This window comes from Candidatus Cloacimonadota bacterium (genome assembly GCA_034661015.1).
GTDB lineage: Bacteria > Cloacimonadota > Cloacimonadia > JGIOTU-2 > JGIOTU-2 > JAYEKN01.
Map to the genome: position 1 here is coordinate 4,147 of JAYEKN010000024.1, position 22,456 is coordinate 26,602.

Below are 22,456 nucleotides of genomic sequence, written 5' to 3' on the forward strand. Positions count from 1 at the left end.
GGTTTATCCTTGATACCAAGATATAATTCTCCCCCGGCTCCATTACAAAATGCAACAACGGTTTTTGCAATCCCTAAAGGATTTTTTATGATCTCCTTTAATTCTAATCGCCTATTTTCCGGCTGGGCAATTAGTTTGTTTTTCAATATGCTCGGATGGTTTTGTGCCATTTCTCTTTATAAATTCAATCTACCTCATTTTCAATGTCTAATTTTTTTCTTAACATATCAATCGCATTTAAGGCTGATTTCTCCTTGATTTGAATTCTGGTTCCTACGAAATTGAATTTTTGGATTGTGTTTTTATTGTCAACATTTACACCAATATAAACGAGTCCTACGGGCTTCTCTTTTGTTCCACCGCTTGGTCCCGCAACTCCTGAGACTGCAATGGAAAAGTCAGTGTTAAATTTTTTCTGAACCCCTTCAAGCATTTCCGCTACGGTTTGTTCGCTGACAGCCCCAAATTCATCTAAAGTTTTGCTGCGAACCCCAAGCACTTCATTCTTGATTCTGTTGCTGTATGATACAACTCCACCGGCAAGATATTTCGAACTTCCCGATTGGTCTGTGAAAAGATTCTGGATCAATCCACCGGTGCATGATTCTGCCACAGATAATGTTTTTTCCATGCGAATCAGTTTCTCGTGGCAAACACTAATGAGGGTTTCATCATCATACCCAAAAATATATTTTCTCGCTTTTGCTTGAATTCTACCTAATGCTCTTCGATATTTCTTCCTATCATAACTGTATAAGCGGATATCAACGCAAGCGTTTTGTGGCAAAAAAGCGATATTCACATCTGATTCAATTTGGACATTCTGGATTAACTCACTCAATTTGGATTCACGAATTCCAAAAGTGTGTATCGTTTTCATGTATAAGGTTGGGAGTGAAAAATTATCTTTCAGGAACGGAATAATGTATTTTCTCATCATCCTTTGCATCTCCGCAGGTACACCCGGAAGTGCAAAAAAGTGTGAATTTCCCGATTCGTAATGCAAACCGGGAGCCGTCCCGATCTCATTTCTAATGATTTTACACCCAAATGGCACTTCTGCCTGAGATTTAGCAGATTCAGGAATATTATTTACATCATTTTTGTATAACTTTTTTATATCATTCCAAACCACATCATCCAGTTTTAGAGGTGCATGAAAAAAATTAGCAAAACAACTTTTTGTAAGATCATCCCGAGTAGGTCCCAAACCACCGGTAGTAATAATTATATCAAATTTCCGATTAGCTTCTCGTAAAAGTTGCAAAATACTTTCCTGCTCATCTTTTACGGTTGCTGAACTTGTGATCTGTAACCCTATTTGTGATAATTCATTACCGATAAAAGCCAAGTTGGTATTTACCGTTTTGCCTTGTAAAATCTCGTTACCAATTGTTAATACAAATATTTTTAACATAAACACTTACCTCAAATTATTTTTTCCAGCAGTCTCCGTTACTCCGAGAGCCGTAAAAATTTTTTCGCCGTTTTACAGTGTGTTTTTGGATTCATGTGTTTTCCATTTCGTGAGGGAACTCACGAACTATATTTTTTCCGTCTTCCAACTTCCTGTTTCCATTTATAAATTTCTAAATCTTGACACAAATTTAATCCTTCCTAAATGTTTCGTTTTTAGAAATTCTCTAATAAATTGTCAAGACATAAGAAAAAGTATCGGAGGAAAAATGTGGAATAGTATGAAATCCCGAATTTTTTCGGGGAAAAAGGCGTTTCTCGTTTATATGATTGTTTTATTATTAGGTGCAACCTTTGCGAATCTAACCGCACAGAGTGTGAACCCATTTGCCTTAATCCTTACGGTAAACGGAAATGTGATCTTAAACCATGAGCATAACTTACAACCTGCGGAAGTCGGCTCAATTATCTTTGACGGTGATGTGATAATAACCAAATCAAATTCTGATGCTACCATAAAATTTTCAGATAACGGTGGATTATTAAAATTGTTCTCAAACAGTACGCTAACTGTAGATTTATCTAAAACCGGGGCTGGAATAAAAAAGGAAATGAAACTCGATAGCGGTGAAATTTTATCTCAAATAAAAACATCTATCGGGAACTATTCCGTCATCACTCCTACGGCTGTGGCATCTGTGAAAGGAACAATGTTTCTGACAAGTATTGATCCCGGAACAGGCAATACTACTATAAATGTGTATGAAGGTTCTGTTGATCTTGGTAATGACAATGGTATAATCAGCATACCGGCAGGCAATCAAGGATTTTCTAACGGCGCCACAATACCGAACATGGAACCGATGGGCAACAATCAATCTCAGCCGGTAATTCAAACCCAACTGACATCAAATGGTGAAAGCCTTAGCATACCTGAGCCTTCTCAACAAACTTCTACCGGTGGTGCCAGCTCTCAATCCCAACAAACATCACCAAAAGAGTCTGCCAAATCCGGTGTCTCTAAAAGATCAAGTCCTCTTAATGTGGGATTTGGTTCGGTAACTATTGATGGGAAAATGTACACCCGAATCCGCCTTATGCCGGAACTTTCTTTCTGGAAATTCAAACTCGGCTTTGATTTTGATATACTTTTTGATGAGGACGGAAATATTCGCAAGGAAGATTGGGATGATTTCAATGCATATTTGAACAAAATTTTATACTTGCAATTCGCCGAAAGAAACGATCCGTTTTATGCTCGTTTCGGTGGTTTTCCCAGCATTAAATTCGGACAGGGTCTTATCATGCGAGATTATACAAACATGCTAAATTATCCTTTAGTTCGACAGCTCGGAGCCGAAGTTGCCGTTAATACAAATATTTTCGGGCTGGGAATTGACGTCTTCTGCCCGAATATCGATCAGCACAATATCTTTGCAGGAAGAATCCACGCCAAACCTCTCACCGGATTAGATATACCCATTCTAAAAAATATCAAACTCGGTGTAACTGCTGCAACTGATCTTGATCAATTTAGCGGAATCAGAGCACGAAAAAATGAATTTTTCCCAACTACTGATTTGACAAAAGAAGAATGGTTAGAACAATATGGAATAACCCATGGAAACGTAAGTAATCCTGATACTGCCGGTTTTGCAAATTGGTATGAAACCAATAAAGATAGTTTGCAAATTGATAATGCTCCCTCTAATCTCGGTAATAAGAAAAAAGTTACTGTCATAGGTGCCGATTATTCTGTTCCGCTGATTTCCACAAAAACGTTATCCCTTTACCATTATGGAGAATTTGCTCAGATTTTGGATTATGGAAACGGCTTGATTTTCCCCGGCTTTGGAGCTCACTTCCTTATTTTCGATCTTAATATGGATTACAGAATCTTTGGTGATAAATTTGAAGCAAATTATTTTAATTCTCTCTATGATGATGATAGAGCGATTGTTGTAGGAGATTCTATTGTGGCAAAATCATCCTTATTGGAAAACATCAGCAAGTCCACCGGCTGGCGAGGTGAAGTAACTACGAATCTCTTCAATATTCTCTCTTTTTCCGTTGCTTACGAAGACATGCACGGCGACGATTATGATCAGGGAAAATCAATTATGGGTGAACTGAAGTTGAACACGAAAATGATTCCAAAAATCACTCACGCTTATGCTCGTTATTCTCAAACTCATGCTGAAAAATTCGCTGAATGGAAAACTCCTTATGCTTCCATAAATGCTCAACTCGGATTTTCACTTAATCCGACTACTGTCCTGCTATGGGATTATAGAGAACATTACGTGGACGTAGATGCAAATAATAAAATTGAAGGTTCGGAAGAAACAATAACATCTACGGGAATTAGTATTCAACTGAAATTTTAATTTTACCCGGAGAATTCACGAATTTCGCTAATTCCACTAATTCATAAAAACAATTCGTTTTATTGGTAGAATTAGTGAATCGAATCAAAAAAAATGAAAATACTGATTATAGGAAGCGGTGGTAGAGAACATGCCATTGTCTGGAAATTTGCCCAATCTCCTCAGGTGGATAAAGTTTTTGTTGCTCCCGGTAACTGCGGGATGGAAGAATATGCTCAGTTGCTTGATATAACATCTTATGATGAATTGATTCAATTTGCAAAAAAAGAAAATATTGATTTTACATTTGTGGGTCCGGAACAACCTCTTGCCGATGGGATTGTAAATAAATTCGAAAAAGCCGGATTAAAAATTATTGGTCCAACAAAGGCAGCAGCAGAACTTGAAATCAGCAAAGGTTTTGCAAAAAAATTTATGCAGAAATACAATATTCCAACTGCAAAATTCATGAGCTTTACCGAGATCAAACCCGCCCTTGAATATATTTTCAAAAAAAACTATCCGTTGGTCATCAAAACTGATGGACTTGCTGCCGGCAAAGGCGTTTATATTTGCGACAATTATACGGAGGCGGAAACTCACTTAAATCATATAATGCACTTAAACAGATTCGGTAAAGCTGGCGAGAAAGTTGTAGTTGAAGAATTCCTTGAAGGTGAAGAAGTGTCCCTTTTTGCCTTTTGTGACGGAGAAAATTTCGTTTCCACCATCCTCTCTCAGGATCACAAAGCAGCTTACGATAATGATAAAGGACCGAACACAGGCGGAATGGGTGCTTATGCTCCCGCCAAATTTCCAACTGAACTCAAAAAATTTATTGATGAAAAAATTGTCGCTCCCACTCTTGCGGCTATGTGTGCTGAAGGAAAACCATACAAAGGTATTCTTTACGCCGGTGTGATGCTAACTGATTCAGGTCCAAAAGTCTTGGAATTTAATTGTCGGCTTGGCGATCCGGAAACTCAGGTTGTTCTTCCTCTATTGAAAACCGATTTGGTGGACATTTGCAAGGCAATTCTCAACAATAAAATATCGAAAATCCAACTTTCGTGGGAAGATAAATATGCTGTAGCTGTAATTTTAGCTTCCGGGGGATATCCCAATAAATATGAAACGGGAAAAAACATTACAGGACTTAATGACCTGAATGAAGATGCCATTATATTTTTTTCCGGAGTAAAAAAAGAACAGGATAATTTCTATACAAATGGTGGAAGAGTTCTCGCAGTAACCGCTTTTGCTCCCGATCTTAAATCTGCTCAAATAAAAGCATATCAAAATGTGGAAAAGATCAAATTTGATAAAATGCATTTCCGAAAAGATATTGCAAAAAAGGGATTTGACTCAAATTCGTTGTATAAAGAAAAATAAAACATCTAAAAATAAAGGGAATCTCACTATTTTAAAATCAGTTTTCTTTACAAGTATAACCGAATTTCAATTTGGGGAAAAAACTTATTAGCGGATTATCCACGAAACACACTAAATTACATGAAAAGAGATTTCATAAATGAATATGCAAGAGAGACATAAAAATATTTTTTACGTTTTGTGTTTTTTTGCCTGTCCGATGAATTTTTTTTATTTGCCTTATTTGACAAGTTTGTTAAAAATTCTACAAATTAGCGGAACTACTTTTGAAATAATATTATGAAAAAATTAATTTTAACTCTTATATTTGCTTTAATAATTTTTTCTTCGGGCTTATTTGCTTTGCCGAAGAAGAATCTTGCAAAAAAAAACAAGATCGAAATAACACAATTATCCGCAAAATCTATCCAACTCAATCTTCATATTGAAGATTATGACTTTGAGGAGATCACAATCAATGGCAACGAGTTCGATAAAATTAATCTCGACAATCTCAATTGTAAGATTCGGGATGAAATCAATTCCTTTCAAGTGCCATTCATAAGCGAAATTATCGGTTTACCTGTGGATGGAAACTTTTCTATTTACCTATCACATAGCGAATTCATCTATATTGAGAACAAAAATTTTCTTTACAATCCCGATATGTCAGAAGATGGAGGAATCGTTTCGCCGGATTATTCCAATATACCCGATTGCTGTTCAATGGATGCATATTTCCCGGAGAAAATCATAAGAAAAAATGTTTCGGGATTCGTGGGCAATCGCCTTTTGGGAGCCTTAAAAATATTTCCTGTCCAATACAATCCGGTGCAAAAACGGGTTAAACTTTATACTGATTTAACCATCGAGATACAAATTTTGGGAAATACTTCCACGAGCAAAAGATCGTTTTCCTCTTCCTACATTGATGGAATCAGTAACGAACTTATTATCAATAATGAATTTTCCAAATATTGGAGAAAAGAGCGAGAAAAAGTCAATAACCAGTGGCAACAAAGGGATGAAAGTGTAATCAACAGTTTCAAAATTTACGTTAATGAGAAAGGATTGTATAAAATTTCTTACTCATTTTTGAAAGATACGGTCGCTGTTTGGCAAGATTCTCTTGAAAGCGAATATCAGTTTGATTTTGATATTGATGAGATGAATCCGAAAAATCTTACCTTACTTCACAAAGGTGAACCTATCCCCATTTATCTGCACGGGGAAAACGATTTCTCTTTTGATGAAGGAGATTACATAGAATTTTTTGCGGATATAAACCACGGTGAAAATTGCTTTTACGATAATTATTCCTTAGAAAATTGTTTTGTTCTGCATTTTAAGGAAGGACAAAACGGGGCTCGTATGGCTGTGGAAGATTGCGGTTTATACGAAACCGACCCTCGCGAATATACCAGACCATATTATTTTGATACAACCTTACATTTTGAAGAACAGCAAATTTATGCTTACTTAAGTCGAGTTTATAACACACCTGAAGATCTGTGGTTCTGGAGAACTATGATGGCTCCCAACCTTGATTATTTCAATGTTACTATTCCTGATCCCATTCAAACAAATGCCAGACAAGCAACCATAACCGCTGTTTTCATGGGGCAATCTTACCCTAAAGAAGAAAATACAGCAAGGCATCATGCACAGGTTTTTATCAACAACTCCCTCGTCGGAGATAGTGGAGAAAATTGGATCGGGCAAACTCCCCAAGTAATTTCCGGTTCCATTTCAAACGAGAATCTGAATGACGGAACGAATAACTTCTACATCTCCTTACCCGGTGATACAGATGCTACAGTTGACAAAATACTACTTGATTACATAGATATTACCTATTGGCGAGAATGTCTTGCCGATGATAATTATCTGGAATTTAACAAACCGTCAAGTTATGATTCCGGCTTATTCCAATTTGAAGTTAATGAATTTGATAGCACAAATTTGAACGTATATAAAATCGGAGTGAGTAAGCTCGAAAACATTAGTATCGAATCAACTATGCCGGAGGGCGGCGCTCCCTTTATTCTAAGTTTTCAAGATGAAGTTTACGACAATGAAACAAAATATGTAGCCTTAAGTGAAAGCAGAAAATTGCTTCCTGCAAAAATAATTCCGGATATTCCCAGTAATTTGCATGACGAATTCAATCAGGCAGATTATCTTCTGATATCGAAACGAGATTTTCTGCAAGAAGAAGGAGTGGATGAGTTTATTGCACATTGGCAAAATGAAAAAAGTCTAACTATAATGCCAATAGCGATTGAGAATATTTTTGATGAATTTAATGGAGGAATTCGCTCCCCGCAGGCGATTAAAGATTTTTTATCTTACGCTTATAACAATTGGCAAGAACCAAATTTTCAATATGTCAATCTTCTTGGAGACGGGGGAACTGATGAACGCTGGTTTTCCTACAAAAAGGAATTCAGCATAATTCCCGTTAAAACGAGATGGACTTATCACATTGGTGCAACAGCAGATGATAATTGGTACGCTTGTGTAGTGGGTGATGATGAATTGCCGGATTTTATGATCAGCAGAACACCGGTTTGGGATGTGGAGCAAGTCAATCCCGTTTTAGAAAAATCCATTTACTATAACGAAAATCCAAATTATTCGGACATCTGGCGAAACCACTGTTTGTTTATTGCCGGTGGTTCCGGAACTTTTGAGGATCAACTTCAACGATTGGGTAAAGAATATTTTTCCGATTCTTACCGCGTTTCAAAGATTTATGCACAACGTTCTTCCGAAGATCCTTTATGGGGTGGAACAACAGATTTAAAGGATAATATTGATGACGGCACTGCCTACATTCAATTTATGGGTCACGGTGGGGGACAAATTTGGTCGGATTTAAACCTTATGGATTTGGCGGACATCCCCACTCTTTTCAATGACAATTATCCCATAATTACCAGTATGACTTGCTATACATCAAATTTTGCAGGAGGGGATCAACTCAATTGCTTGGGAGAAGCTTTTATTCTTGAGCCGCAAAAAGGAGCCATCGGATTTTTCGGAAGTGTTGCAAAAGGATTTCTGAATCAGGATGAATATTTTTCTGAATTTCTTCTGGATAATATTTGCAATCGAAATGTTGTTAATGTAGCAAAAGCTATGAATGTTGCCAAAATCGAATACTATCTTCATTACGGATATGGCGGTGTAACCAAAACTTTTTTGCGCGCTTTCAACTATTTGGGCGACCCGGCAATTGATGTAGCTTTCCCCCAAAAATCTCTTGATGTAACTCTAAACCAAAGTCAGGTTATAAAAGGGGACACGATTCAGATTTACATTAATAGTGAAGATTCCACTTTGAACAATGTATCTTATTACGTTACTGATACGGATCGTCTTGTTTCACCTATTTCTGATCCGGAGGAATTAGAGCAGATCGAATATTATCAAATCACACGAAGACCCTATTATCAAACGGGTTACGAATATGTAACCAATCCCAATATCGTAGCAGATGAATATGCCCGAGTTGTTCATTCGTATGCTTATGATGACACTTCGGATTATATGGGATATTCCATGTTTACGGTGGGAAAATCAACTATCTTTGATATTCATACTATTCCGTCTCCTGCCTGCTTGGGAGATTCTCTCGTGATCTCCGCAAGTATTTGTGGGGAAGAAAATTTGGATTCCATTCGTTGTATTTACTGGTCTGATAAAACAATGCCCAAAACAATGCCTATGGAAAAATTTTCGAATATAACTTATCATACTTCCGGAAAAACCAATTCATTTAATTCACAAGCAAATTTATTTTATCAGTTCGATTGGTGCGACAGTCTTGGTGAGCATCGTATATCGAATGAAACGGAAAATTTCGACAACTGGAATATTAATCCTGCTTATGGCAAATATTATTTTGAAACAGATTTGGGAACTTGGACAATCAACAAAGGAATGTGCCAGGAAGAGGAATCCGTAACAGGTAAAAGTATAAAAATTTCTAATAAACAGTATGCATGTTTAGAAACTCCTGAAATTCAACATATTGGCAATCTTTCATTTATGTATAAAATTGATTTTTCTGAAATAAATCATCCTAATTCTCGCCGTCCTCAATATGCTGTTCAATATCGGGAAACCTCTTCGGGCGGTTGGAATTCAATCGCCATATTTAATCCATCTGAAAATATGGAAAATTTCGAGAAATTCAATTATAATTTGAATAAAACAAATGGAGTGAAAATCAGAATTCAGCAGATAAATGCGGAAACGATATTTGCAGAGGATTCAGGGATTTGTATAGATGATTTTTGGGCAAGTGATCCAAATTACGACTTTTTTGAATTAAACGGACCTGATTTGAAAATGTTAGAATTTTCCTCAACGATTCAGGCTGAAAATCCTTGCTTCAAAATCACACTTAGAAATATTGGGAATATTACATTCCCAAAATTTGAATCGGTTCAGAAGTCGTATTCAATTTCTATTTTTGATGGAAACGATTTGGTAGATTCAATATTGGCAAATGATCGAATCGCCCCAACTGAAACAAAAACTTTTTACGTTCCGAATCCCCTACCTTCAGGAATATATCATCTTTCCGCAAGAGCAAATCCTGATTCACTTTTCCCGGAAACATATTACGAAAACAATTCTAAAGAAGAAGATTTGTATCTGAATTTTTTTATTGTTCATGCCGATTCCACTACAATTCATTCCAGCCTTGATTCCGCTTGTGAAGCAAGTTTTCCGGCAGGAACAGTTACTTCAAACAGTTTTTTCTTCATTAACGAAACACAAGTTGCGGGAAACACATTTCAACCCGATATTTCAGCAGTAAAACTAATTGACGAAGAGTTTGGAAGTTACGAAATCGCTCCGGTTGATTCGTCGGTTTTAAATCAAGACGGGGCTTTCAAAAAAGATATTTCCCTTAAATTCTTTTATTCTCAAACAGACAGTTTAACTCAGCAGTTGGCAGAGGATCGGAAATATAAAATATTTCGCTATGACCTATCAAGTCAATGCTGGATTCTGTGCGGAGGAGACACAAATCTGAATGAGAATTATATTTCTTACAATTTTGTAAAACAACCCGGAACTTATTCATTGTTTTATAATGGAGATGTTAATTCCCCCACAATTGGTGTAAACGTTGAGGGCCAAGAATTTACCGATGGTGAATATGTGAATTCGGAGGCAATATTTTCATTCTTGCTTCAGGACGAAAATGGGATTAACACAGAAGAAATCGATCTTCATCTTGATGGTGAAGATATCACAGATTATATCGTTTCTCGCAATAATATCAAATCTGTGCCGGTAAAATATCAGGTGGATGTGGAAGAAGGTAACCATACTATTTTTATATCGGTAACGGATAATTCGGGAAATTATCGAGAAAGAATTGTGAATTTTTCAGTTCAAACAGATTTTAATATTATTCATATCGGAAATTACCCCAATCCCGTTTCTTCAAATACAAGCAATTCAAATAATGAAGGCAGAACTCGATTCACCTATACTTTAACCACTGAGGCAGATGATATTTCCATACAGATCTACACTGTTTCCGGCAGATTGATTAATGAGATAAAAAACCTATCAACTGCATGCGGTTATCATGAGTATCCACGCGCAGCAAAGGGATGGAATTGCGTTGATTTCGATGGGAGAAAATTGGCAAATGGTGTTTATTTCTATAAAATAATTGCTAAACGTGGAAATGAAAAAATAGAAAGAATAGAAAAAATGGCGATATTACGATGAAAAAATTTATTTTTATTACGATTTTACTTTTAACGATGACGCATGTGCTTCACGCCGGTAGATATGCGGGTGATTTTATCCTGATCTATCCTGGAGTTCGCCCACTTGGAATGGGAAGTTCATTTACTGCTGTTGCGGATGAGGGAAGTGCTACTTTCTGGAACGCTGCCGGTCTTGCTCAAATGCAGAAAATGGAAGTTGAGATGATCCATGCATTTCTGTATCAAAATCTTGCAAACTATGACTTTTTCGCTTTTTCTCTACCGCTTCCCGCTAAAACGACTCTTGGAGTGAGTTTCACCCAACTTGCTATAGACGATATTCCGGTATATGATGAAAAATGGCTCGTTTATAATGTGGACACAAGATGCTCGAATATTGATCTGCATCTTACCGGTGAACCGGACGGATATTTTTCCAGCGCGGATCAGGTTTTCAAATTTGCTTTCTCAAAAAATATGTCACAGATTGTCAATTTCGGATGGGATTTATTTAAACTTCCGATAGAATATTATCTCGGTGGAATTTTCAAATACATTAAGCGGGACGTTTATAACCATCTTGGCACAGGTATGGGATTTGATTTGGCTTTTCTTGTTAAAACGGATTTTGCTTTGCTGACAGATGTTCCCTGGTTGGGTAAAATCAAATTCGGAGTAAATGTTCAGGACATCGCCGGCACGAAAATCACTTGGGATACTTCCTCCAAACATCAGGATGAAATAATAACTACTGCCCGATATGGACTTGCTCTTGTTCAGCCGCTTAGTTTTATCAACTCCGAGATTCTATTTGCATTCGATTGGGTTGATGTTTATGATTTCGAGCGACATTTGGGAGCAGAGTTCACATATAACAAATTTATTTCCGTAAGAGCTGGTTATAGCAATGATTACTCTGCCGGATTGGGTATCAATTATAAGCAATATAGCCTTGATTACGCCTTTATTAAAAATTACGATCTCGGAAGCACAAATCGAATTGGGTTCAAGGTTAAATTTTGATTGGAATAATTAAATGAAAAAATATTTATTATTACTTTTAATTCCCATATTGTTTGCATGTTCAAGATATATTCCCTTTTCTTCAACCATTATTCAGGATTATCAATTGACTGAGCCTGAGATTAAACAACTTTATTTTTACTTATCGGATGAAATAATATTGGAACGGAAAGCAAATGACGAAGACACTTCCGTGCTCGAAGAAAAAAAATCTTTAAAAAGAGTAAGTGTGAAAAGCCTTGATAGAATCAGATTCAAACAGAAAACAAGAGGAATTCCGATTCATATTCAAGGAAATTTGATAAGAGTGTCATTCGAACCGGAGGAATATCTTTCTTTTTCTACTGATGAACCTCATAACAAAGAAGGTTTGTATTATTTATCTGTGGAAAGTTATTATGAAAAGGGAGAAATGGATGAAAAACGGAAAATGACGATAGGGAAAAGAATCTTTCATAGAAGGGGTATATTGACTTACAATGGAAAAAAATATAACGTTTATGCACCATTTCCAAAACCACATCTAATGGTGAAAGAAAAAAAATTTGAAAAAGACATACAATCGAAAAGAACTGTTAAGGGTATAAAAAACAAAGATCTGCCCGTAAAGTAACTCCCCTCTGATTGAGAACGCACCTTGCGAAACTGCGAAGTTTTTTGAATTTGACAAACACGAAGAGACTCGTGTTCTCCGGTTTAATATCTATAAAATATACTTACTTAAATCTTCATCCTTGATTACATCGCTGAGGATGTTTTTTACGGTTTTTTGGTTTATCTTAATTTCTTTAATACTTTCATCAGGTAAATTATAAAGATAATTTTCGAGAAGAATTGACAGAATAGTATGTAATCTTCTCGCCCCGATATCTTCCATCTTTGTGTTTGCGGTTGCAGCATAATCGGATATTTCCTTGATAGCTCCCTTTGTAAAACTCAGTTTGGATCCTTCTGTTTTTATCATTTCCGTATATTGCGTTATCAAAGCGTTTTTAGGTTGAACTAAAATTTTTGCGAAATCTTCTTTGGTCAGGCTTCGCAACTCGACTCGAATGGGGAATCTTCCCTGCATTTCAGGGATGAGATCAGAAGGTTTGGAAATGTGAAAAGCACCCGAGGCAATGAATAAGATATGGGTTGTATCCACCATGCCATATTTCGTGGGTACATTAGTTCCTTCCACGATCGGCAATAAATCTCGCTGTACTCCCTGTCTGGAGACATTGGGACCAGACTTCGATCCTGCTCCGGCAATTTTATCAATCTCATCAAGAAAAACAATTCCGTTCTCTTCAACATTTTGGATGGCAATTTCCTTCGCTTCATTCATATCAATGAGTTTTTTTGACTCAGAGTAAAAGAGGACTTCCAAAGCATCTTTTACTTTCAGAGTTTTTCTTTTTTTCTGTTTTCCTCCGGGCAGCATACCGGATAATATTTCATTCATATTGATGTCAAAACCTTCTATATCCATATTCGAGAAGACTTCAATTCTATGATCATTCACTTCATCAACTTTTATTTCAACATCTCTCTCATCCAATTTGCCCTCATTGAGCATTTTCTTCAATTTCTTGCGAGTTCTTTTCTGTTTGAGTTCTGCTTGTTCAAACTCTTTTTTTAGCAATTTTTTCTTCTCCACATCCTTAGTTGAGTGAAATTTCGGTCTTAAAGGTGGTAACAAAAGATCAAGAACTTTCTCGCTAGCTCTTTCTTGTGCTTGATCTTCTACAGCCTCCATCATTTCATCATTAACTTTGTTTAAGGAAATATTTACCAGTTCACGAATTATTGAGCCCACATCTTGTCCTACATAACCGACCTCTGTAAATTTTGTTGCTTCAATTTTAATAAACGGGGCATTCACCAAATTTGCCAAACGCCTTGAAATCTCGGTTTTTCCTACTCCGGTTGGTCCAATGAGAATAATATTATTTGGAAGAATTTCATTTTTGAGATCTCCGGGTACATTTTGTCTTCGCCAACGATTTCGCAATGCAATGGCAACCGCTTTTTTTGCTTTATCTTGTGAAATGATATATTTATCTAATTCTTTTACAATTTCTTTTGGTTTTAAATTTTCCATTTTCATGCTCATAATTCCTTAATTGTATGATTTGAATTTGTATATACGCAAATATTCGAGGCAATTTCCAAAGATTTCTTCACTATCTGTTTTGGTGTTTTCTTTTTATCCTCGACCATTGCCATAGCAGCAGCCAATGCATAAGGTCCGCCGGAGCCGATGGCTGCAATATTGTTATCCGGCTCAATCACATCACCGTTTCCGGAAACAATCAGCAGGTTTTGAGTATCTCCCACGATTATCATGGCTTCGAGCCGCCGCAACATTTTGTCAGTTCGCCATTCTTTAGTAACCTCTACGGATGCTCGCAAAAGGTTGCCTTTAAATTTCTGCAATTTACTTTCAAATCGCTCAAAAAGGGTTAAGGCATCCGCAGTTGCACCGGCAAAACCCGCTATTACTTTTCCATTGTACAGAGTTCTTACTTTTTGAGCGTTTGATTTAAAAATAATATTATCTCCGTGAGTAACCTGCCCATCACCACCCAGAGCAAGTTTGTTGCCAATTTTCACTCCAATTATAGTCGTGCTTCTAATCATTTTTGTTTTCCTTCTTATTTATATGTTTTTCGTAAAGATCATTCACTTCATCACCTGTTAAAGTTTCCTTTTCCATCAAGTTTTCGGCAAGAATATCTAACAATTCACGATTTTCAGTTAGAATTTTTACATCCCGCTGATAGGCTTCCTCAATTATTGCTTTTATTTCCTCATCAACTGTTTTTTTCAGACTCTCACTAATATTTTTTGTGTGTCCTATCTCTTTCCCGAGAAAAATATTGCCCTCTTTCTCTCCAACTGTTCTAGGTCCTATTTTTTTACTCATCCCCCACTCGGTAACCATTTGTTTCGCGAGTTCACTCGCTCGTTTGATATCATCTCCGGCACCGGTAGTTTGCTCACCAACCGCAATCTCATCGGCAACTCTGCCACCCAAAAGGTGGGATAATTTCATCATACAATATTTTCGGGAATATGTGTGCCTATCATCAAGTGGGAGAAAATGCGTAGCTCCAAGGGAACGACCGCGTGGGATAATTGTTACCTTATGGATTGGATCACTGCCGGGAATGAATTTTGCGACAATGGTATGACCTGATTCGTGATAAGCAAGATTTTTTTTCTCATGATCACTAAGCACCATACTTTTTCGCTCTTTTCCCATTATGACTTTATCTTTTGCATTTTCAAAATCACTAGTTGTTACTTTTTTGTGTCCCCGTCTTGCTCCCCACAAAGCGGCTTCATTAACAAGGTTGGCAAGGTCAGCGCCGGAAAAGCCGGGTGTTCCCTTTGCAATTGTTGAAAGATTTATATTTTTTGCTAATTTAATTTTTTTTGCATGAACTTTCAAAATCCCTTCTCTTCCACGCCTATCCGGTCTGTCCACAATAACCTGTCTGTCAAATCTGCCGGGACGAGTTAAAGCCGGGTCAAGAATGTCGGGTCTATTTGTAGCTGCAATCAGGATCACGCTTTCGTTCTCGTCAAATCCGTCCATCTCAACCAAAAGCTGATTTAGAGTTTGTTCGCGTTCATCATGTCCGCCACCAAACCCTGCACCACGATGCCTACCAACCGCATCAAGTTCATCAATAAATATAATGCAAGGAGCATTTTTCTTGCCTTGCAAAAAGAGGTCGCGAACGCGTGAAGCACCCACACCTACGAACATCTCAACGAAATCTGATCCGCTAATGCTATAAAAAGGAACTTTTGCTTCACCTGCTACTGCTTTTGCGAGAAGGGTTTTTCCTGTTCCCGGAGGTCCAAGCAAGATGACACCTTTTGGAATCCTTCCTCCGAGTTTTTGAAATTTCTTTGGCTCTTTCAAAAATTCAATAATTTCTTCCAATTCCTCTTTTGCTTCATCCACTCCGGCAACGTCTTTAAATGTAACACCGGATTGATTGCTCTCAAACTTTTTTGCCTTACTTTTTCCAAAAGAAAAAGCCGAGCCGGCACCACCACGCATTGAACGCATGATGAATATCCAGAAAATAATAAAAACGATGAAAGGCAACCAATATTGAAGAATAGTTGCAAAAAATGACGGCTTTTTTGAAATTATCTTAAGACCCGGATATTCTTTTACAATGTCACTTACAAGCTGAGGGTCATCATAAGGTATGTTAGTAATATATTTCCTATTACCTATTGAATATTCAATATTTTTCCCGTTGAAAATCACTTCTTGAACCGGATTAGATCCGAGATCTTGTCTGAACTGGGAATAAGGAACTTCCTTAATATTTCCACCTACCGAAAACATTTGGAAAAAAACAATTGTAGCCAGAATTACGATCAGCCAAACAATAAAGGTTTTATTTTGAGGCGGCTTAAACGGTAGTTTATTTTTTTCAGGTTCTTTCTTCTTATCATTTTTTTCATTCATTTTTGATATATCTCCTTCTTCAAAATTCCGATATAGGGTAAATTGCGATACTTTTCCGAATAATCTAATCCGTAACCAACCACAAATTCATCGGGGATCGTAAAACCTGCATATTTTACCGGAACGTCTATCTTGTGAGCATCAATTTTATCCAGCAAAACACAAACTTTTATAGAATTTGGATTCTTCCTTTTTAGAGTATCTATAATATATTGGAGGGAAAGTCCGGTATCAATAATATCCTCAATTATCAAAACATCTTTCCCGTGTAAATCAACTTTACAATCTTTTGTAATTTCTACCACACCCGAACTTTTTGTGGAGGAACCATAACTGGCAACTCCGAGAAAATCAATCTCAAGTTTCAGATCAATCTTTCTCATAAGATCAGCCACAAAGACAATTCCGCCCTTGAGAATGCTGATCAGAACCGGGGATTTATCTTTATAATCAGAGGTGATTTTTTTTCCTAATTCTGATATCTTATTCTCCAAATCTTTTTTTGAGAATAGAATCTCTTTTATATCACTATGCATAATTTCCTTAATTAAAAAATTTTTATCTGTAACCGAATTTATTAAAGTATATAATTAATCAAAAAATATGTCAACCATTATTTGACAGGTTCACTTGTTCGACCGGCTTTTCGGGAATGATATTGCTCCGATATCAATTTCATAACCAAAATTTGTTTTGTTGCAGGAGTAACTTTTACGCGGTCATCAATTTGGTAACCGCAAACCCAAATTATTTTATTCTGATCAGCGATAATTATTTTTTTATCCCGCTCGTATCTCGGAATTTTCAAATCAATAAAGTAATTCTTGATTTTCTTAGGATGTTCCATTCCAAGAGGAAAAAACCTATCACCCTTTCTGCGAGTTCGAACTATTAGAGGGAATTTGATTTTATGAAAATCAACGAAGCCTGTATTTTCCTTTGAAAAATCGAATTTGTGATAACGGAATGTTTTGATTTTCGACATTGCGAGATAATATTTTCCATAAACAAAACGCTGCGCAAAATAATTGATAATATGCTCGCGTCTATTTTTCCACGTTTCAGGAGGTTCTTTTGAAAAAGTGAGGGCTGAACTGTTTTTAATTACAAAAATTTCTTGAGGTAATTGAATATATTTACTTTCGGAAGATTGTAGCAGGTCAATGATTGCACTGTAATGAACATGGTAGAAATTTTTTTCAGAGCCGGAAAGGGCTCCAAAAATTTTACGGAAAATATAAAATTGTAAAACGCCAATATTTTTTACTGACCGGATGGCAACAGTAAAAGAATTTTTATCCTTTTTTTCTACGATTTTATGAAAAATCTCTTCTGTATGATTCTGCAAATACTCTTCGGTTTGCTGATAAATTTTCATACTTTCGGCAATTCTTGAAGTTACACCAGAGTTAAACAATTCCTGAAATAATGGTAAAATGCGATGCCGAATTTTATTTCTATCAAACTCCATGCTGAAATTTGATGAATCCTGAGAGAATTCAATTCCCTTATCAATCGCAAATTTTTCAATTTCATCCCTTGTAAAGTCAAGTAGAGGACGAATAATTTGATTTTCTATCGGTAACATTCCCTTCATTCCGGTGATTCCACAACCGCGCACAAGATGGAGCAGAAAGGTTTCTGCCTGATCGTTTTTGTTATGCCCCAAGGCAATTTTATTAAAATCAAATTTACGAAGCAATTCATAAAAAACATCAAACCTAATCTGGCGTGCACGATTTTCAAGATCAGACCTGTCGGGAATATGAACATTTCGGACGACCAAAGGGATACCCCATTTTCGGCAAAGCTGACGGACAAATTTTTCATTCTCTTGCGATTCATTCCCGCGCAGATTGTAGTTTATATGAACGGCAAGAGTAGTGAGATTATGTTCCGCAGTAATTATTTTTAGCAGATATAACGTTAGAACAGAATCAATTCCACCGGAAATTCCGATTATTATTTTATCATATCTTTCAATCAACTTTTCGGCAAAGAGAAATCGCTTGAACTTTTTGAAAAAATCTTTTTTTGCGGACATTATTGATCGGGTTTCCGGCAGAATTCAATGATCAGGCGAACTATTTCGTCTGTGAATCTCCAGCTGCTAAAGCTTTGAGATTTGTTTCAACAATTTTATCACCTTTGCTACCGAAAATATACTTTATTCCCTCTTCTAATTTTTCAAAAGGAAGATCAAGGAATTTTGCTGCTGCCCCAAGCATTACCATATTTGCAGATCGAACCGAGCCCAAATTCTTAGCTATTTGATCTGCATCCAGAATAATATGATTCGGCAGAGATTTTATCTCATCAATCAATTTGCTTTGATCGGGATAATTTGGAATATTTACAAAGGGTTTATCGTTCGTAATCAACCAACCGTTTTTTTTCAAATACGGTAAATATCGGAGTGATTCCATCGGCTCAAGCGAAAGGATTAAATCCGCACAGGACTCTGGAATCAAGTCAGAATGAATTTCTTTATCGGAAATTCTAAGATGTGATTGCACATCTCCACCACGTTGGGACATTCCGTGAACTTCCGCTTGTTTTAAATTTAATTTTTCGTTTACAACCGCATAACCGATAATAGTTGCAATGGTAAGAATACCTTGTCCGCCAACGCCTGCGAGTATAATATCTTTTTTCATTTATTTCCTCCGGAATCAAATTTAAACTGTTCACGTTTTTGTTTCGCTTTTCGGGCATGAATACATTCTCTGCGAGGAATAATCACAGAAACACCATTATAGTCAATTTCTTCCTGGATGATTTTCACATTTTCAGCATGATTTTTCTTTAGAGGAACAAATACGCGAATGTGTTCTGGTTCCACGCCGATGCCTTTGCAAATTTTTTCAATTTTTCCTTCAACGGCAGAATCCTGCATACCGGTCATTGCCGTAATATCGTTATCTAAAATTATTATGACAACATTCGATTTTTTATTAACCGCATCTAACAAACCGGTCATTCCGGAATGTCCGAAGGTTGAATCACCTATCGCCGCTATAGATGGGAAAAATCCAGCTGCAGCTGCTCCCACAGCCATTGTGATGGAAGCACCCATACAAACGCAAGTGCTAATCGCTTTGAAAGGAGGCAGAAATCCGAGAGTATAGCAGCCAATGTCAGAAAATACATGACCTCGTCCATACTCATCCATAACGGCATTCAGATCTATGTAAGTATCTCGATGGGGGCAACCAATGCAAAGTTCCGGGGGGCGACCAACAACGATCTCCGGGATTTCCAATTTAGCTTCAATCTCAAGTCCCAAAGCTTTCCGCACAACATTTGGATCTAATTCACCAGCACGTGGAACAGTATGGTCAAGACGTCCCTTGATTTTTAGAGTATTATCAAGATGACCACGAAGACTTTCTTCCACAATAGGCATTCCCTCTTCGAGGATGAGAATTTCATCACATTCGGAAGTGATTTTTTTAATTTGCTTTCGTGGAATGGGATACTGTCCGATTTTCAAAATAGGATAAGGACATTTTTCATCAACAAAATTTTCTAAGAGATAGTTGTAACCTAATCCGCAGGCAATGATTCCCAAACTTTTATCATCTCCATCAAAATATTGATTATATTCAGAATTTTCAGATTCTTTCTCAAATTCATTCTGGACTTCGAGCAATTTATTATACTTCGTACGTGCAAAAGCAGGGAGCAACATAAATTGGTTAGGGTCTTCCGGCATGTGTAATTTATTTTCCGGTAATTCCTCTTTTTTTTCTACTCCGGCACGAGAATGAGCAAGGCGGGTAGTGATTCTGAGCATTATCGGTATGTGATATTTTTCTGATAATTCAAAAGCCTTTCGTGGCATATCGTAAGCTTCTTGCTGATTGCACGGTTCCAACATCGGGAGCAATGCAAATTTTCCGTAGGCACGAGAATCCTGCTCATTTTGAGAAGAATGCATAGATGGATCATCTGCCACAGCAACAATTATTCCACCATTTGCACCTGTAATTGCAGAATTCATATATGCATCTGCGGCTACGTTCAAACCCACGTGCTTCATTGTTACAATACATCTTTTTCCCGCATAAGACATTCCGAGGGCTTCTTCCATCGAAGTCTTCTCATTTGCAGACCAATCGAGATGAATTTTCTTCTCAATAGCTTTTTTGTTTCCTTGAATATATTCGACGATTTCAGTTGATGGCGTTCCGGGATAACCAAATGCACCGGACAAACCAGCGTCTAAAGCACCTTGTCCGATAGCTTCATCGCCTAACAATAAAAGTTTTTTCATTATTACCTCTATAGTTGTTATTTTACTCAAACCTATTTTATGGTTACTTTGTGTCAACAATTGCCAAAATGAAATTAGTTGTAGTTAGATTATACTGAGTCTGTAGCGAACTTCCGTGCCGAATTTAGATTACAGGGGGTTCAGTAGTGGACAGCGCTTCTAAATCTTGAATCAATTTACTGACTGACGGATTGCGAAGCTGGGGCTTCGCGTAAAAATGCGTTCCCAAGCTGGGGCTTGGGAACGAGATTGATTTGAGCGCTTGGGAACGAGATTGTGCTTTTGGCTTGGGAACGAAATCATACCTTGCGAATGGTCATTCTTCACCGACCTTCGCAATGGTAAAAAAGACGATGATAATTGAAATGATTCTTTTATAAATAAATCCTCACCAGATCTTTTATCAGCTTCGGATGATGCCTAACCGCCACTTTGAATAATTGAAACAAAGTTAATTCCTCTTCCGGAATATCGCTGATAATGTTAACTATCTTGTTCAACTCCTCATCAGAAAAATCGAAAAACACTTTTTTTAATTTGTAGAAAACTTTTTGCGATTTCCCTTTTTCTTTATTCCATAATTTTTGATATTTTTTTAGGAATTTATGGGAGAAGTCTTTTTTCATAACGGCTTCGGCAGCCACTTCTCCAGCAACATTTCCAGCAAAAAGAATATTGCTCAATCCGCCGCCGGTAACGGGATTTACCTGTCTGGCAGCATCACCAACAAGCATAAAATTATCAGCGGTAATTTGAGATAAAGTTTGAGCTGTAGGCACACTTCCACTGATAAATGCCAATTCTTTACCGGAGGAAAAATTCTTGCTAATCCATTCATCCAAATATTCTTTTGCATTTTTTGTATTTGCTTTATCCGGCTGAATTCCGATTCCGACGTTTGCAGTATTTTCGTCTTTGGGAAAAACCCAAACATATCCGCCTGGAGCGAACTCGTTTCCGAAATAGAAATGACAATAATCCGAGTCATAATCAATATTTGTGAGCAGATATTGAGCCGCGGATTCCAGATCATTCAATTCCAAAGCGGTACCTATCCCTGCAAGTCTTCCCATGCGGGATTCGGGACCATCCGCACCAATAACAATATTGCAGCGAACCTCTTTGTCTACGCCGAAGTGGCGAAATTTCACACCGGAAATTTTCCCATCTATTTTCAACAAATCGTAGGCATCTGCTTTTGTGAGAATATCCGCACCGAAAATGGCAGCTTCTTTGCAAATGTGAGCATCAAAAAGCCGACGCTCCAGCACATAGCCATCTCCGATAGCGTCTGCGATCATGGGGCAAAAAGCACCATTGGGTGCATACAGTAAAGCACCTTTTATTTGGCAAGAAATCCATTGCGGATCTGGCTCAAAATAGCGGGTGAGTCCTCTTTGAGAAATGCCTTCTGCACAACGAACCGGAATTCCAATTTCCCGATCACGTTCAAGAATAAGAACCGAAGCACCTTTTTGGGCAGCTGCCCGAGCAGTCATCCCGCCTGCAGGTCCGCTTCCGACTACTACGATATCGTAAGAATCTTTAATTTTCATCCATGCTCCTTTCCTCAACTACAGCCGAGACAGGACAAGCGATAAGGCATTTCCCACATCCGATACATTCTTCCCGAATGATATAAGCGGATTCTTCTGTTATGCGAATTGCATCTGCCGGGCAAACCGCTTCGCAGCAGGCACAAGCATCACATTTTTCTCTAATTATTTTGTATTTTTTCATGATAAAATTTATTTAATCCAAAGTCGTATAGCATTGGATGATT

General features: G+C 37.2%; 16 protein-coding genes. 5 read left to right on the forward strand and 11 right to left on the reverse strand.

Features of this window, described 5'->3' with window-relative positions:
• Nucleotides 1-170: ATP-binding protein (locus U9P79_00745; GenBank protein ID MEA2103158.1), on the reverse strand; the 170-nt coding region annotated here is incomplete at its 3' end.
• Between the two features lie 14 nt (nt 171-184).
• The gene (locus tag U9P79_00750) at nt 185-1,417 is read right to left on the reverse strand and encodes a competence/damage-inducible protein A (protein MEA2103159.1); all 1,233 of its coding nucleotides are present in this window, start codon (nt 1,415-1,417) and stop codon (nt 185-187) included.
• Between the two features lie 280 nt (nt 1,418-1,697).
• On the opposite strand from U9P79_00750, the gene U9P79_00755 reads away from it, so the two are divergent.
• The 5 genes from U9P79_00755 (at nt 1,698) to U9P79_00775 (ending at nt 12,530) form a co-directional block, all read left to right on the forward strand.
• Entirely contained in the window at nt 1,698-3,803 is a 2,106-nt protein-coding gene (locus U9P79_00755) for a FecR family protein (protein MEA2103160.1), read from the forward strand.
• Between the two features lie 93 nt (nt 3,804-3,896).
• Nucleotides 3,897-5,174, forward strand: a complete 1,278-nt coding sequence (gene purD / locus U9P79_00760; GenBank protein ID MEA2103161.1) for a phosphoribosylamine--glycine ligase — start codon at nt 3,897-3,899, stop codon at nt 5,172-5,174.
• A gap of 279 nt (nt 5,175-5,453) precedes the next feature.
• Nucleotides 5,454-10,913 carry a C25 family cysteine peptidase gene (locus tag U9P79_00765; protein MEA2103162.1) on the forward strand — a complete coding sequence of 1,820 codons (5,460 nt, stop codon included), beginning with the start codon at nt 5,454-5,456 and terminating at the stop codon, nt 10,911-10,913.
• Entirely contained in the window at nt 10,910-11,917 is a 1,008-nt protein-coding gene (locus tag U9P79_00770) for a hypothetical protein (GenBank protein MEA2103163.1), read from the forward strand. Before U9P79_00765 ends, U9P79_00770 begins: the two co-directional genes overlap by 4 nt.
• A gap of 13 nt (nt 11,918-11,930) precedes the next feature.
• Nucleotides 11,931-12,530 (forward strand): hypothetical protein, encoded by a 600-nt coding sequence (locus U9P79_00775; protein MEA2103164.1) that lies wholly within the window; start codon nt 11,931-11,933, stop codon nt 12,528-12,530.
• A gap of 90 nt (nt 12,531-12,620) precedes the next feature.
• Here the strand turns inward: U9P79_00775 and hslU are convergent, their stop codons facing one another.
• From hslU to U9P79_00820, 9 genes are all read right to left on the reverse strand, one after another.
• Entirely contained in the window at nt 12,621-14,003 is a 1,383-nt protein-coding gene (gene hslU, locus U9P79_00780) for an ATP-dependent protease ATPase subunit HslU (protein ID MEA2103165.1), read from the reverse strand.
• 8 nt (nt 14,004-14,011) lie between these two features.
• Nucleotides 14,012-14,542, reverse strand: coding sequence for an ATP-dependent protease subunit HslV (gene hslV / locus U9P79_00785; protein ID MEA2103166.1), 531 nt, complete (start codon nt 14,540-14,542; stop codon nt 14,012-14,014).
• On the reverse strand, nt 14,535-16,397 hold the full coding sequence (gene ftsH / locus U9P79_00790) for an ATP-dependent zinc metalloprotease FtsH (protein ID MEA2103167.1): 1,863 nt from the start codon (nt 16,395-16,397) through the stop codon (nt 14,535-14,537). Before ftsH ends, hslV begins: the two co-directional genes overlap by 8 nt.
• Entirely contained in the window at nt 16,394-16,933 is a 540-nt protein-coding gene (gene hpt / locus U9P79_00795; GenBank protein ID MEA2103168.1) for a hypoxanthine phosphoribosyltransferase, read from the reverse strand. The genes ftsH and hpt overlap by 4 nt, the downstream gene beginning before the upstream one ends.
• A 77-nt stretch (nt 16,934-17,010) precedes the next feature.
• A complete protein-coding gene (tilS, locus tag U9P79_00800) occupies nt 17,011-18,441 on the reverse strand; it encodes a tRNA lysidine(34) synthetase TilS (protein MEA2103169.1) in 1,431 nt (476 codons plus the stop codon).
• A gap of 40 nt (nt 18,442-18,481) precedes the next feature.
• Nucleotides 18,482-19,054, reverse strand: coding sequence for an indolepyruvate oxidoreductase subunit beta (locus U9P79_00805; protein MEA2103170.1), 573 nt, complete (start codon nt 19,052-19,054; stop codon nt 18,482-18,484).
• A complete protein-coding gene (locus U9P79_00810; protein MEA2103171.1) occupies nt 19,051-20,673 on the reverse strand; it encodes a thiamine pyrophosphate-dependent enzyme in 1,623 nt (540 codons plus the stop codon). The genes U9P79_00805 and U9P79_00810 overlap by 4 nt, the downstream gene beginning before the upstream one ends.
• A 374-nt stretch (nt 20,674-21,047) precedes the next feature.
• Entirely contained in the window at nt 21,048-22,229 is a 1,182-nt protein-coding gene (locus tag U9P79_00815) for an NAD(P)/FAD-dependent oxidoreductase (GenBank protein MEA2103172.1), read from the reverse strand.
• Nucleotides 22,219-22,413 (reverse strand): 4Fe-4S binding protein, encoded by a 195-nt coding sequence (locus tag U9P79_00820; GenBank protein ID MEA2103173.1) that lies wholly within the window; start codon nt 22,411-22,413, stop codon nt 22,219-22,221. Before U9P79_00820 ends, U9P79_00815 begins: the two co-directional genes overlap by 11 nt.
• Nucleotides 22,414-22,456 lie beyond the last annotated feature (43 nt).